This is a genomic window from Dysgonomonas sp. GY617, from assembly GCF_015233815.1.
Classification (GTDB): Bacteria; Bacteroidota; Bacteroidia; order Bacteroidales; family Dysgonomonadaceae; genus Dysgonomonas_A.
The window spans coordinates 227820-241973 of the sequence record NZ_JADCLR010000001.1; the positions used below are offsets into that span (position 1 = coordinate 227820).

The window sequence follows — 14154 nt, forward strand, 5'->3', positions numbered from 1 at the left end:
ATAAAGAGGCAAAAGCCCATCATTAAATACTTTCAACTTATGAAATGCTGTGCTTTTATACTTACTGAAACATTACATAAATCTGAGACTTTAAATTAATATTGATCAATATAACTTATGCTCCAGTTTAATATAAGAAAGCCTGACGGAGGAATTATACCTCAAATTCAAGAGAAAATAGATAATCTGACCAAACCGAAAGGCTCTTTAGGAATCCTAGAAGAATTAGCACTACAAATCGGATGGATTCAGCAAACCACGAGTCCATCACTTACGAAGCCCGTTCATATAGTATTTGCAGCCGATCATGGAATTGCAGAAGAAGGTGTAAGCCCATCACCTCAGGAAGTAACCAGACAAATGGTTTTTAACTTTCTCGAAGGAGGAGCAGGGGTAAACTTCTTAGCACGTCAACATGGTTTCGGTCTGAAAGTTGTGGATGGAGGTGTGAACTATGATTTCGATCTTACGGATGATCGAATCATACATCGTAAGATTCGTAAAGCAACCCGCAGTTACTTATATCAGCCTGCGATGTTGATGGACGAGTTTGATCAGGCTATCGAGGTCGGAGCCGAAGTGGTGCAGCAATCTTATGACGAAGGTTCTAATGTTATATGCTTTGGCGAAATGGGTATAACCAATACCTCATCATCGGCTATTTGGATGAATACATTTACGGGAATTCTTCTTCGCGATTGTGTTGGAGCAGGCTCAGATCATGCAGGTAAAATATTGGAACATAAATATAAAGTTCTTAGGCAAGCTACGGATAATTATCAGGGCGATGGAACCACCGCCGATGTAATGCGCCACTTTGGAGGTTACGAAATGGTGATGACTGTTGGTGGTATGCTTAAGGCTGCCGAATTGGGTATGATTATTCTAGTAGATGGCTTTATAATGACTTCATGCATATTGGCTGCTACACGAATCAATCGGGATGTTTTGCATTACGCAATATTCGGACATCAAGGCGATGAAGCAGGACATAAAACATTACTGGATTTCTTGAAAGTGAAACCTATACTTCATCTCGATTTGCGACTAGGGGAGGGTACAGGTGCTTTGTGCGCTTATCCCATTCTAGATTCGGCAGTGAGGATGATTAATGAAATGAATTCTTTTAAGGCAATTGAGGTCACTAAATACTTCGATTAAACGGATTTTGATTTAAGTGCTTAAACTATAACTAAAACGAGATTTTAGATAGATCGAATCGAGCAAAATGATTAAATTAGCTGAATTATTTACTGTTGCCTTCCTCAGTAATAATTCTAAATTGCATTTAATTAGAGAACAAAAGGTCTCAGACCTTATCAGAAATACCTCATCAGATGAATAATATTGGAGCTGCGCTGATCTTTTTTACCCGCTTACCGTTTTGGCGGATTTTTAATGTGCCTAATGAATATTTCAAACAGGTCATTAATTATTGGTCGGTAGTTGGTTGGCTCACTGGCTCGATTATGGCATTGGTGTTGTGGGCTACCTCCTTTGTATTTCCTATCCACATAGCTGTTGTACTAGCTATATTGAGCCGTTTGCTTATAACAGGTGCTTTGCATGAAGATGGCCTGGCAGATTTCTTTGATGGCTTTGGCGGTGGAACTTCTAAGGAGCGGATTCTGGCTATAATGAAAGATTCTCATATTGGAACGTACGGAGTGATTAGCCTTATCTTTTATTTCTTGCTTCTGTTTTTCTTGCTCACCTCGCTGCCTCTGCATATTGCATGCTTGGTAGTTTTGGCAGGAGATCCCCTCTGTAAGTTTATAGGTTCACTTATAACATTGCGCTTGCCTTATGCTCGCAACGAGGAAACAAGTAAGGCTAAAATGGTTTATAAAACGATGGTTTTGCGAACATTTATCCTTTCTGCATTGTTTGGATTAGTACCGTTTTTCGGTTTGCTGCCCAAGGAGTATTGGCTGGCTGTTATTCTCCCGATTCTGGCTTTTTTATTGCTGACATCGTTGATGAATAAAAAAATACAGGGATATACAGGCGATTGCTGCGGAGCATTGTTTTTAATGTGCGAACTTTCGTTCTATCTGGGAATCGTGGCTGTGTATAACTTATTAAGTACTTTATTTTAGAATCATAGCAGGCTGTAATTGCCGAACTAATAAGAAGGTGTAAAACCTTAAAAACAGAAATATGAAATTATATTTGATACGACATACCTCAGTAGATGTACCACAAGGTACATGTTACGGGCAATCTAATGTTCCGTTGAAGTCCACTTTTGAAGAAGAAGCAGAGGTTGTAAAACAAAAACTGAAAGGCATTGAGTTTGATGCCGTTTATTCGAGCCCCTTGAGCCGTTGCCGTAAATTGGCAAGATACTGCGGATTTCAGGACGATGTACAATGGATAGATCGTCTTAAAGAAATGTACTTCGGAGAATGGGAGATGATGAACTGGGATCATATTGATGATGAAAATATAGAAAGTTGGTATGAAAACTGGATACATCAACCTGCTACAGGAGGAGAGTCATTCAAGATGTTATATGATAGAGTAGCCTCTCTTTTGGATGAAATAAAAAAGGAGGATTATAAGAATGTAGCCATATTTACTCATGGGGGCGTTATCAACTGTGCGAAAGTATATACAGGCGATTCTACTCTCGAAAATGCATTCGATACAGTGCCCGCTTACGGAGAAATAGTATGTCTTAATATATAACACTTTATAAAACTCTTGGAATCATGAATAAGAAATCGGGGAAAATTAAAAAGGCTGTCGAATACTCTTTCGCATTTGTAGCTATCTTTTGGGTGATTCAAGTGATTAAATATCTTACGGGTAACACTCTTGCAGGTTTAGGTATTTTGCCTCGTTCGGTAGACGGATTGTTGGGTATTATTACAGCACCTTTAATTCATGGCAATTTTGAGCATTTGATAGCAAATACTCTCCCGTTCTTTTTCCTGAGTTGCTTGCTCTTCATCTTTTATGAGAAAAAAGCATCACTTTACCTATTCATGATCTGGATCACTACCGGTATTATAACCTGGCTTATTGGGCGCTATGCCTCACATATAGGAGCTAGTGGTATTATCTATGGTTTGGCTTCTTTCTTAGTCTTTGGAGGTATCCTAAGCAAGAACTGGAAGTTAATTCTGGTTTCTATCCTTGTCGTTATTCTCTATTCGGGTTTGATCTGGGGAATATTCCCAACCGAAAGCCATATTTCGTGGGAGGGTCATTTAGCTGGAGCTTTAAGCGGTTTGCTATGGGCATTCTTGTTCCGAAAAACATTGCAGCGAGCCCCTCGTTAATAGATTAATTCTCAGTAAATACATAGCGTCTGTCTTTTAAAGATAGGCGCTTTTTTCTCTATTAATCTTTCAAAGGTTATGATTTTCGGCAATAAACCGTACCTTTGCGGCATCAATATTTCATATCCCAACTCTACTCATGAGTAAAGAACAGACAGCAATAAAAGCTTCGTATTTTAGTATAATAGGCAATACAACTTTGGCTATAATAAAGTGGTTAGCCGGATATTTCGGAAATTCCTATGCACTTATTGCAGATGCAATAGAATCAACAGCCGACATATTCTCTTCGATAGCTGTACTATGTGGTATTAAATATTCGAATAAACCTGCCGATGAGAAACATCCTTACGGACATGGGCGTATAGAGCCTTTGGTAACATTCGGTGTAGTGGGTTTTCTTATTATATCGGCAACTATTATTGCTTACGAAAGTATTCAGAATATAAACGAGCCGCATGAGCCTCCTAAGCCATTTACTTTGATTGTTTTGGGTGGAATTATTATTTGGAAAGAAATTTCGTATCAATTAGTAATAAGAAAGGCTCGATTAACCAAAAGTACATCCTTGGTTGCAGATGCATGGCATCATCGTAGCGATGCTATAACTTCGGTTGCTGCTTTTATTGGGATCTCGATTGCTTTGGTGATGGGCAAAGGTTATGAAGCGGCTGACGATTGGGCGGCATTATTAGCTTCATTCATTATACTCTACAATAGTTATAAGATTCTCAAACCTGCTTTAGGCGAGATTATGGATAAGGATATATATCCCGATATGGTTAACGATGTTTGCGATTTTGCTAAAACCATAGAGGGTGTGCAGGATACAGAGAAATGCCATGTTAGAAAAACGGGTATGACCTTTTATGTTGATTTGCATATAATTGTAGATAAAAATATTACGGTAAAAGAGGGGCACGATATTGCTCATGATTTAAAAAATAGATTGAAAGAAAAGATGCCCGAAATAGCAGATGTGCTTATTCATGTAGAGCCATCGTGGTAATCGTATTTATAAATTAAGAATTCGTTGGGAGTTACAGCGAATGAAATTGAAAGAAAAACAGGTCTAAAGACCTATGGCACACTAATTATAATTTAAATAAAATGAGAATTAAACTTACATTCATGGTCTCGATGTTGCTGATGTCATTAATGGCAATGTCACAACAAAAAACCTACACTAAAGCCGAGTTGGATGCGTCCAATATAATAAGATTATGCAATAGTGTTATTGAGTTGAGTAACAAAAACAGAACTAGCGCCGACAACTACAAATCGATGCTATCAACAGCCGAAAGTAATCTTTCGAAGCTGAAAAGAAATCCTAACGTTCAACCTTTCTTTGTGAACTATAAGAATTTTGAAGCTTGTTTTGGCGATCAAAAAGAATATGCTGCAGCTTATAAAGGTGCTCCTGAGTTTGCCGAAAAGAAAGATATTGCCAATACAATAACTCTGGCAGATAAAAATATCGCAAATGCGGTTAAATGGGCAACAGCAATGAGTGACTATTTCTCAGAAAAGGAATACCTTACTGATACTGAATTTGCAAAATATCCTGCTATGCAGGACAGTCTTGCCTTTTATTTTCAAAAAGGATATACTGGCTGGTCAGAAGCTTCTAGATTAGCATCTAAAGCAGGTAACGATGCCGAGCTTATATTGCTTCAAAAAAGCAAAATTGCTGAGTTTATCATCCCTATGAAATCGGATCTGAATGCATTGGAGGCTATCTTGGAATTATTTAATCAAGAAGCTATCGATAGCGAACTGGTAAAAGCTGGAATATCGGCGGCATCAAAATCAATAGCTCAGAATAAAGACATATCAACTAAGGATGTGAAAAAGTTGAGTGATGTTTATTATAAAGAAGTGTTTCAAAACTTTTACAGAAAAAGCGAAGAGGCTCTAAAAGCGATGGATGCTCTGAATCTTGAACTGGAAACAAATCCAAAATCAGATCGTCTAAATAACTTATATTCGTCTGCCATGAGCAATTATAGAGGTGTTGTAGAAGCATACAATACTTTCATAGGTCAATAAGTAAATTAGACTAACAAATAGTATATAAGAGAAGTGAGTGCATGAAAATGTGCTCACTTTTTTATTCTGATTGCTGATTAATATCGTGTCCACTACTGCCCTCAACCGCCCACAGTAAAATCTGTCCTGTAACGTGAGCTACTTTTTCGAGAATAGAAGGGGCTTTCTTTTCTGTCTTGGGCTTTTTCTCTTTCTGAGGTTTAACATAGAAGAAGTCGCCACGCCAGTTTCTGTAAGCTTCAATTTTATTAAGAGACCCACTTCCTTTGATTAATTCAGACATGTAGAAATCGTTTTCATAGAAAAAAGCTTCGCCTGCCTCCATAGAATCTTCGCATATGGTAAGGAATGTTCTCAAATATATGGGCGAATTAGATGCAATATATCTAATCGCATTGTATTTTTTATTGTCTCCTCGGCTATCAGCCTCTGTGTTCCATTTAAGGAAAAGAGTATCAGGTATTTTTTCGAAATTAAAATTAGTCAGTTCCAGAATCTGTTTGTTTAATCTCGAATAAGGTTTTACGTAACCCAATCCATCGGGATCGTCTAAGAATGAGCTAAAGTTAACGATAGTCTCATCGTCAATCTCGTGTATATTGGGATCTTGATAAGGGGAGGGGATATCGTCTATCATTATGCCCGACTTTCGCCAGTTTATATACAGTGGCTTAGACATTTTGTTGACTACGCTTACTGCTATGGGTGCATTTTCGCCGTAGAAATTGTAAATAACATCCAAGCTATCTCCCTCTACCAAAAATTCGCCATATTCATTCTTTATAGTATATGGGTCTTTAGTATTCATAGTAGAACCATAGTAGGTTGAGCATGAGTTTAATGATGCCAAACCTACCAACAGTAGCAGAGATAAATATTTGATGTGAATATTCAAAATCTATTAATTTGCGTCATTATGAATGATGGGTGCAGGAGGAATAATTGTACGAACATCTATCGTGTACCATTCGTTTAAGTAGCCATCTATAAATATGAAAGTATATTTATTGTAACCTTCGGTTAGCTCAATAGATTCTTCTAATGCACCATCCTGTAATTGTCGGGCACTTGCCGTTTTAGCTGTCCCATGAGCCGATTTTAGAAGTGTGCGAACTTCCTCTTTACTCATTCCCAGACGAATTTCTTCAGTCTTAGCTCTTCCTATTATTGATGCACAGCTCGTAAGGAGGCATATAAGGAACGAAAAGGCTATTATTTTTCTCATAGAATTTATGTATTCGTTAATATTCTAAAGTTAAAGATTTTTGAAACTTTCGAAACCAGATTAAATTTAAAACTCCCATCGTTATTGTTATAGGGAACATAAGTATATTACCCAGTATTCCCAAAAAAAGTCCAATACCCAGTCCTTTCAAGGTGTCAAAAAAATAATCCGATTCTTCCCTTTTTAGTCCAGTAACAACCGAGGCAAAAGAGCAACCAATTAATTCGATAACAACGCAAGCAAAAATAGAGAAGAACATTAGTTTAATTATATTCCAACTTTTGAGATTGATATATTTAAAGATAAACAGGTAGCATAATATACAAGATAAGGACATGCCTATCATCAAATCCCAGTTTGTAGAGGGCGAAGACCAAAAGTACACTATACTATTCCCTATTAAAAGATTGCAAAGAATACAAAGAAAAATAATTAGACGACTACTCATTGATTAAAAGTATAAGAAGCTCCAAGACTAACTCTGAAACCTGACCAATCGATTTTGTTACCTCCAAGTTTATCAATCCCTGAGCCAAAATTAAAATCATAGCCCGAACTTAGAAGAAAGCCAATATGGGGATTCAAATTAAATTTTAGCCCTATTTGAGGTAATATGGCAAAACTTGTACTATTTAGATGTATTTGATCCATATGCTGAGTTTCATTTCCAATTGAGATATGCCCTTCAGTTTTCATTTTTGTAAATATAACACTGGGCGATATTTCTCCAAATAAAGATAAACTTCTATTATTGTTCATATTGCTAGTGTAGAAATAGTTCCTATAAAAGACGCCTTGCCGATATGCAGAAAGCGTTATTTTTTCTTCATATTCGCCTGAATAATCGGCTCGCGAAAGTTTTCCTCCAGTTGTTAGGAAAGTAGCTTTTTGCCCAAATTCATTTTGTTGTATTCTATATCCTACATCTAGGGTATGAGTGATATAGCCTGGAAAATTGTCGACAATCTGAGCATCTAATCCGGGATATTGTGAATTAATTATTTCTTCAGCCGACTTTAAGATGTTTTTCATATCACCCATTTTATATGTACCATATCCAAATGAATAACTTATTGAAAATTGTGCTTTAGCCTGTAAGCACATTAATATACAGAATAATATAATAGTTGTTTTTTTCATTTTTTTAGATATTTAGAGACGTCCATATAAGCAGATTCTTTAATTATAAAGCCATTAATAAAACGGAGATCAGCAAACGAAGAGTTGGCATTATAAGCTATTTCAAAAATAGTACTGGTCATCTGTGAATTCAAAACAGATAACCTTGCAATAGGCTCAGATTTAATGCTGTATAGCATATTCCCTGTGACAGGATCTATAGCCTCTAAATACCCTGTTGCTTCTTTTGATTTAGTTAAAGTTTGGACATTTAATTTATAAAATATTTTGCCATTACTAAGTATTAATTCATTTGAATTAATAGGGTCGAAGCGGCAGAAATAATTTTTATCTACGGAATTATCCTGTTCTAGAATTAATTTTAGCTGAGCTTCCCCCAATTCATATATTTTGAGTTTGGTAGTGGTGTAATAACAAAAGTATTTTCCAGTTGAAGATATGGTCATAGAGAAATATTCCGACTGTTCGGCAAACTTATATAAGAATTGTCCATTATTAGCATTATATATATGAACTACATAGCCACCCTCTTTATAGTTTAGGTATTTTATAATCAGTCTATCATCTGTTAACAAAAAGTCGTAAAGATAATTATCCTCAGATTCTATAAGAATTGGTGATTTAAAATCATTGTTTTTCACTAAATATATTTTCTGATAACTACTGTAAGCTATCATTCCATTTGTAGGAGAGCATCTCACCTTGTCTCCTGTAGTGCCGTTATTGTATTTAATGAGTGATTGCTCACCTATAAATTCCATATTCTTAGCATTATAAATATACATCTTATTAAACGTTACTCCTAGTAATTGCTTTTGCTTAGCATTATACGCAATGTCGTACGAGTAATTTTTGAAACGAGGGAAAGCATAATCGGCACTAATATAATGGGCTCCTTCGTAATTATCTTTATTCTGATTATCTGGTAAAATATACAATTGAAAGTGTGTAGCCTCGGTCGAAAAATAGGGACGTTGTACTATAATACTTGATTTTCCATCTTCAATGGGTATAATCTTATTATCTATCCATTTAAGTACAAAGCGAGATGGGAATTTATTGTTCCATGATATTTTTATTTTATCTATATCAGGAGTATCTTCAAATGTAAAATTATCACCTGTTATTGTCGAATACTCAGCAGTATGCAGGTCTGTCCAAGTTTGCATCCTTCCATTCTCAAAAACAGTTTTAATTGTATAAGTCCGATATCCATATACATAGCTCTTGTCAACAATATAGGTTGTATTTGGATTGCTTATTGTTGTCAACTTTATTTCCTCTCCATCACCGTTTTTATATGATATTTCATATTTTTCGACTTCTAACCCTTTCAACTCAGGTTTATTCCAAACTAGTTTTAAATAACCTTCGGGGTCTTGTTCTTGTTTTATATTTAATTGAAGAGGTAAACCTGTGATGAATTTTAGGTTATAAGATATCTGTCCTATGTATTTCTCGTAACCAAGGGCATCAGCCATACTTCCGCTATTAGATTTAAGCTCGATGTTTATATCTAATTTGTGATTTTCTCCATCTGAAAAATAAGGATTTATATTCAAGTAACCATTTGATAAATATATATTCCTTCCATCAAGGAAAAAATTTTGATTTAAAATTTCTTTTCCTTGAGTGTCTAATGAATAATGTAGCTGCGTATTCGCATAGATATAAATAGTGTCATCAGGATTCACTCCGGCGAGATCAACGCCTATTTGAATGTCCTTTGGCTTCTCAATATCCTTATAATGGATATTATCGCTGTCGTATTCACAAGCCGAAAAGAAGAGTATAGTTAGTAGTGTGAAAATGATATTTCTCATAGTTTTCTAATAAATAGTTTACGAAGTGCTAAAATATATAAATAAAAGTAATCTTATGTTCTTTCCCTATATGAATGTTTAGATGGTGGTAAATATTTCAGCTATCAGATCAGTTAAATTAATAAAAAGCTTGTTACCTTAAATATTCGGTAATCGATAGAAATCAATTTCGCCCTTTAGTGCTATTTTCCTATATTTGTGATACCATAAAAACATCACTAAAATATTATGAAGAAAAATTTCTTTACATTAACATGTTTACTACTTCTGTCTGCTTTTGCGCTGCAAGCTCAAACAGCTAAAGTAGAACCAACTTGGGAGTCGATCAAAGAACGAGGTTATCCCGAGTGGTTTAACGACGCTAAACTAGGTATATTTATTCATTGGGGATTGTACTCGGTTCCATCATGGACTAAAAAGGAAGGATATTCCGAATGGTCTTATAAAGGATGGAGAGATGGAAAATCGACAGCTGTTGATTTTGCTAAGAATGTGTACGGACAAGATTTTAAATACGAAAATTTTAAAGATCTATTCAAAGCCGAATTATTTAATCCACAAGAATGGGCTGACCTTTTTAAAAATTCAGGAGCTAAATACGTAGTTTTAGTTTCAAAACACCACGATGGATATGCCATGTGGCCTAGTAAATATGCTCCGGGATGGAATTCTATGGAAACAGGTCCTAAAAGAGATATTGTAGGAGAACTTACTACTGCCGTAGAAAATGATGGTTTGAAAATGGGATTGTATTACTCACTTCCTGAGTGGTCTAACCCACTTCATTATTGGGAGATAGATCCTAATGATTCTATTGCAAAATATGTAGATACACATATGATTCCTCAGTTTAAGGAATTAGTAACTAAATACCGTCCTTCTCTGATCTTTACAGATGGAGAGTGGTGGAATAGTGCCGAACAATGGCATGCTCGTGAATTGATTGCTTGGTATTACAACTTGGTAGGACCTGAGGCTATTGTAAATGACCGCTGGGGTGGAGGTGCTGATTATGGATTTAAAACTCCCGAATATAGTGCTGGTATTACAATGACTGATCGCCCTTGGGCAGAAGTTAGAGGAATAGGGCGTTCTTTCGGTTTAAACAGAAATGAGCCTCTTGAAAATTACCTTACAGAAGACGATCTTATTCATCATTTTGCTACACTTGTAGCTAATGGGGGAGGGTTGACGCTGAATGTGGGACCTGCCGGAGACGGTCAGATACCATTGCTTCAACAAGAAAGACTTATGCAACTTGGACAGTGGTTGAAAATAAACGGAGACGCTATTTATGGAACGAGAGCCTATAAAAAGCATATCGAAGAAAAACAAATCTATATTACTCGTATCGATTCTACAATAGATTTCAATTGGGTGCGTAACTCTCCCGATCCACGCATTCGTGTAGACCACTTTACCGGAGAATGGACTGGTTATATCAGCCCTAATTTTAGCGAAGAATATACATTCACAGCTAAAGCGGACGATGGTGTACGTGTTTGGATAGATGGAAAATTGATTATCGATCAGTGGAACAAACAAGATCAAACTCAGGATGGCTTTGTACAGGGTGCTCAAACCTCAGCAACTCACAAGAGTAGTATTAAATTGAAGAAGGGACAAAAATACCCAATCAAAGTAGAGTATTTCGAAGACGTTCAAAATGCTTCAATTCAAGTGAAGTGGGCATCAAAATCGCAAGCCGAAGAAGTAATTCCTTACGCAGCATTGTATACCGATAATACAGGTACTCAGCATGGTTTGAATGCGACTTATGGTTCAATGAAAACGTATGTAGCTTATACTCAAAAAGGAAACAATATTTATGCTATACTTCTTGAGTGGCAAGATGATAAATGTGTGTTGAATATCGACAAACCTGCCGATAATGCAACTATATCGCTTCTTGGACGCGAAGGCAATCTTCCTTGGAAGTACGAAAACGGACAACTTATTGTTGATATGACTCCTATCAAATTTACAGAAATACCGGGTCGTTCGGCTTGGACATTGAAAATAGCTCAATAAATAGCTCACAATATATAAAGCGCCATATCTTCAAAAGAGATATGGCGCTTTTATTTTTCTTAAGTTTCAAACCTTAAAGTTTCCAGAATACAAGCGATGTTTTATCGGCTGTTAATCCAGGGTTGGCAGACATGGTGACTTGTTGAGACCAGCCAACATTATAATGAGCAAGTCTAAATTCTACTTTATCGCCTACTTTTAGATTATTACCTGTCAACATTACAGTACCACCCAATCGGTTTTGAGCACCTACTATAGCTGGATCCACTAAAGCCCAATTCACCTCCTGTACATCTATTTTTACACCATTTATCATCAATGTAAAATATACGCACGATCTACCCATTGTTTTTCCTGCTTGAAGATTACCTATACCATATACTCTGATTGCAAATGCATAAGATCCGCCATCTTTAATTGTGAAATATTTAGTCGTTGTACCAATATCACCAAAAGACATTAATGTTCCTCCTTGAGAAGAAGCTGGATTTGTAGCTGTTGAATTAACGCTGGCAGTCAAATCATAACCAGTAACCTTGTTTTCGGGTATCTCTGTAACAAAAGCTTGCCAGTGAGTATTGTTCCAATAATAAAATCCCGGTTTCAAAAGACCTACTGTTGCCGTGTTATAAACTAACATTCCATTCACAGCATTAGCAACCGGTGCTTTAACGGTAGGGCTAGTTAAAGCAACACGATTGGGAAGAAACCCTTTGTTGACATCTGATAGTTCTAATTGAGCTGATGCATTATATGTGGTGTTTCCTCCAACCTTACTCAATCCTGTGATATACTCATTACCTACAACGTGCAATTTCTGACTAGGACTTGCAATTCCTATTCCTACACTACCGGTCACTATTTCATTACCATTCACCGTAAGATTACTATTTGCAGCTGTAGTACCAACAGTAGTAGGTGCTGCTATTGTTAGAGTATTAGTTGCTGATCCTGTAATACTTGTAGCCTTTGTTAATGCACCTCCCAATTGAGTAGTTGTGCCACTCATTGCAAGACCATTATTAGCCGTAGTTACAGTAGCTGCTGGCAAAGTACCCCAAGTCGCATTACCCGCTGCATCGGAAGTTAAGAATTTACCTGCTGCCGGAGTCCCGCTGCTTATTTGAAGCGCTCCCGAAACAGTGGTCGGTGTTGCCAATGTTAGTCGGCTTGTTCCCGTAATATTCGTAGCCTTTGTTAATGCCCCTCCCAATTGAGTAGTTGTGCCACTCATGGCAATACCATTATTAGCCGTAGTTACAGCAACTGCCGGTAGAGTGCCCCAAGTTGCATTACCCGATGCATCAGAAGTCAAGAACTTACCTGCTGCCGGAGTCCCGCTGCTTATTTGAAGTGCTCCCGAAACAGTGGTTGGTGTTGCCAATGTTAGTCGACTCGTACCCGTAATATTCGTAGCCTTTGTTAATGCTCCGCCTAATTGAGTAGCTGTGCCACTCATTGCAAGACCATTATTAGCCGTAGTTACAGCAACTACCGGCAAAGTACCCCAAGTCGCATTACCCGCTGCATCGGAAGTTAAGAATTTACCTGCTGCCGGAGTCCCGCTGCTTATTTGAAGTGCTCCCGAAACAGTGGTTGGTGTTGCCAACGTTAACAGACTTGTTCCTGTAATACTCGTAGCCTTTGTTAATGCACCTCCCAATTGAGTAGTTGTACCACTCATTGCAAGACCATTGTTGGCTGTAGTTACAGTAGCTGCAGGCAAGGTAGCCCAAGCCACGCTTCCATCAACATTAGAAGCTCTTAGGTATTGTCCTACAACGGGAGTTGTGCTGGTATATTTCATCAATCCCTGTATGTTGGTTGCGTTAGTCGTAGTTGTGCCGGTAACCGTCAAGGCATTATTCAGAGTAGTAGCACCTGTTACAATGAGTGTGCCGCCAACCGTTTGGTTGCCCACAACCGTAGAACTAGCTACTCGCGAATTTGCGGTTACATTGCTGGAGCCCGTTACCTGAAACATATAGGCAGAAGGTACGGCTGTCATAGCCCCGATTCCCACACTTCCTGTTTGATAGATATTCTGAGCATTCGCAGTAGCGGCAGTTGTTGATCCTTGCACTTGCCAAGGTTCAGTAGGAATAATAGAGCTTGGCTGAGTAAAAGGTTGCCAAACAGTACCATCAAAATAATAATAACCAGTTGCCGTTACATGAGTTGTTTTAGCAGAAGGAGTGCCATCTAGGGTAGTTACATAGATTATTGCTCCTCTTTGCTCTGTATTATAGCGTACATCTTTTCCAATTAGTTGAGCACGTGTAAGATTGGGTGCTATGATTCCCTCAGCTGTAGTACCATCTGTATTTTGTGGTGTGATGTGAAGGGACGCTTTGGGTGTGGAATTGTTGATTCCAACCTGAGCCTGTAATGTAGCTGTTACAATAAGGCAGACGGAAAATAAAACCTTTTTTTTCATTGTCTTAATTGTTTATATGTGTTTGATTTTGTTGTTGATTTATATAAATGTTGTCGGGAAAAGAGCAGCAACGTGTAATCGCTACATGCTGCTGCCGGACATAGTTGTGCCATAGGTAAACAGTTGATTTGTGCCGATTTTGAACGACAACAAAAAAACAAA

General features: G+C 37.3%; 12 protein-coding genes. 7 read left to right on the forward strand and 5 right to left on the reverse strand.

Features of this window, described 5'->3' with window-relative positions; all coding sequences use genetic code 11:
- Positions 1–117: 117 nt before the first annotated feature.
- From cobT to IR022_RS00835, 6 genes are all read left to right on the forward strand, one after another.
- Complete coding sequence (gene cobT / locus IR022_RS00810; RefSeq protein WP_194202258.1) at positions 118–1161, forward strand: nicotinate-nucleotide--dimethylbenzimidazole phosphoribosyltransferase; 1044 nt, start codon at positions 118–120, stop codon at positions 1159–1161.
- Between the two features lie 176 nt (positions 1162–1337).
- Positions 1338–2099, forward strand: a complete 762-nt coding sequence (cobS, locus tag IR022_RS00815) for an adenosylcobinamide-GDP ribazoletransferase (RefSeq protein WP_194202259.1) — start codon at positions 1338–1340, stop codon at positions 2097–2099.
- 61 nt (positions 2100–2160) lie between these two features.
- Positions 2161–2691: an alpha-ribazole phosphatase gene (gene cobC / locus IR022_RS00820; RefSeq protein WP_194202260.1), complete on the forward strand. Its 531-nt coding sequence runs from the start codon at positions 2161–2163 to the stop codon at positions 2689–2691.
- Positions 2692–2714: 23 nt separating this feature from the next.
- Positions 2715–3287 carry a rhomboid family intramembrane serine protease gene (locus IR022_RS00825; protein WP_050710289.1) on the forward strand — a complete coding sequence of 191 codons (573 nt, stop codon included), beginning with the start codon at positions 2715–2717 and terminating at the stop codon, positions 3285–3287.
- Between the two features lie 139 nt (positions 3288–3426).
- A complete protein-coding gene (locus IR022_RS00830) occupies positions 3427–4296 on the forward strand; it encodes a cation diffusion facilitator family transporter (RefSeq protein WP_050710288.1) in 870 nt (289 codons plus the stop codon).
- Between the two features lie 101 nt (positions 4297–4397).
- Positions 4398–5336 carry a hypothetical protein gene (locus tag IR022_RS00835; RefSeq protein ID WP_194202261.1) on the forward strand — a complete coding sequence of 313 codons (939 nt, stop codon included), beginning with the start codon at positions 4398–4400 and terminating at the stop codon, positions 5334–5336.
- Between the two features lie 61 nt (positions 5337–5397).
- On the opposite strand, the gene IR022_RS00840 is transcribed toward IR022_RS00835, so the two are convergent.
- From IR022_RS00840 to IR022_RS00855, 4 genes are all read right to left on the reverse strand, one after another.
- A complete protein-coding gene (locus IR022_RS00840; protein WP_194202262.1) occupies positions 5398–6144 on the reverse strand; it encodes a hypothetical protein in 747 nt (248 codons plus the stop codon).
- Between the two features lie 93 nt (positions 6145–6237).
- On the reverse strand, positions 6238–6561 hold the full coding sequence (locus IR022_RS00845) for a hypothetical protein (RefSeq protein ID WP_050710285.1): 324 nt from the start codon (positions 6559–6561) through the stop codon (positions 6238–6240).
- Positions 6562–7005: 444 nt separating this feature from the next.
- The gene (locus IR022_RS00850) at positions 7006–7701 is read right to left on the reverse strand and encodes a hypothetical protein (protein ID WP_194202263.1); all 696 of its coding nucleotides are present in this window, start codon (positions 7699–7701) and stop codon (positions 7006–7008) included.
- Positions 7698–9524, reverse strand: coding sequence for a hypothetical protein (locus IR022_RS00855; RefSeq protein ID WP_194202264.1), 1827 nt, complete (start codon positions 9522–9524; stop codon positions 7698–7700). The genes IR022_RS00850 and IR022_RS00855 overlap by 4 nt, the downstream gene beginning before the upstream one ends.
- A 228-nt stretch (positions 9525–9752) precedes the next feature.
- Here IR022_RS00855 and IR022_RS00860 point away from each other — a divergent pair, with 228 nt between their 5' ends.
- Positions 9753–11555 (forward strand): alpha-L-fucosidase, encoded by a 1803-nt coding sequence (locus tag IR022_RS00860; protein WP_194202265.1) that lies wholly within the window; start codon positions 9753–9755, stop codon positions 11553–11555.
- A gap of 73 nt (positions 11556–11628) precedes the next feature.
- On the opposite strand, the gene IR022_RS00865 is transcribed toward IR022_RS00860, so the two are convergent.
- A complete protein-coding gene (locus tag IR022_RS00865) occupies positions 11629–13992 on the reverse strand; it encodes a beta strand repeat-containing protein (RefSeq protein WP_194202266.1) in 2364 nt (787 codons plus the stop codon).
- Between the last annotated feature and the right edge of the window lie 162 nt (positions 13993–14154).

Bases quoted from the DNA above. Each gene is read 5' to 3' on its own strand.
- cobT (WP_194202258.1), top strand. From the start codon at position 118: ATGCTCCAGTTTAATATAAGAAAGCCTGACGGAGGAATTATACCTCAA.
- IR022_RS00825 (WP_050710289.1), top strand. From the start codon at position 2,715: ATGAATAAGAAATCGGGGAAAATTAAAAAGGCTGTCGAATACTCTTTC.
- IR022_RS00855 (WP_194202264.1), bottom strand. From the start codon at position 9,524: ATGAGAAATATCATTTTCACACTACTAACTATACTCTTCTTTTCGGCT.
- IR022_RS00865 (WP_194202266.1), bottom strand. From the start codon at position 13,992: ATGAAAAAAAAGGTTTTATTTTCCGTCTGCCTTATTGTAACAGCTACA.
- IR022_RS00850 (WP_194202263.1), bottom strand. From the start codon at position 7,701: ATGAAAAAAACAACTATTATATTATTCTGTATATTAATGTGCTTACAG.
- IR022_RS00845 (WP_050710285.1), bottom strand. From the start codon at position 6,561: ATGAGAAAAATAATAGCCTTTTCGTTCCTTATATGCCTCCTTACGAGC.
- IR022_RS00860 (WP_194202265.1), top strand. From the start codon at position 9,753: ATGAAGAAAAATTTCTTTACATTAACATGTTTACTACTTCTGTCTGCT.
- cobS (WP_194202259.1), top strand. From the start codon at position 1,338: ATGAATAATATTGGAGCTGCGCTGATCTTTTTTACCCGCTTACCGTTT.
- IR022_RS00840 (WP_194202262.1), bottom strand. From the start codon at position 6,144: ATGAATACTAAAGACCCATATACTATAAAGAATGAATATGGCGAATTT.
- cobC (WP_194202260.1), top strand. From the start codon at position 2,161: ATGAAATTATATTTGATACGACATACCTCAGTAGATGTACCACAAGGT.
- IR022_RS00835 (WP_194202261.1), top strand. From the start codon at position 4,398: ATGAGAATTAAACTTACATTCATGGTCTCGATGTTGCTGATGTCATTA.
- IR022_RS00830 (WP_050710288.1), top strand. From the start codon at position 3,427: ATGAGTAAAGAACAGACAGCAATAAAAGCTTCGTATTTTAGTATAATA.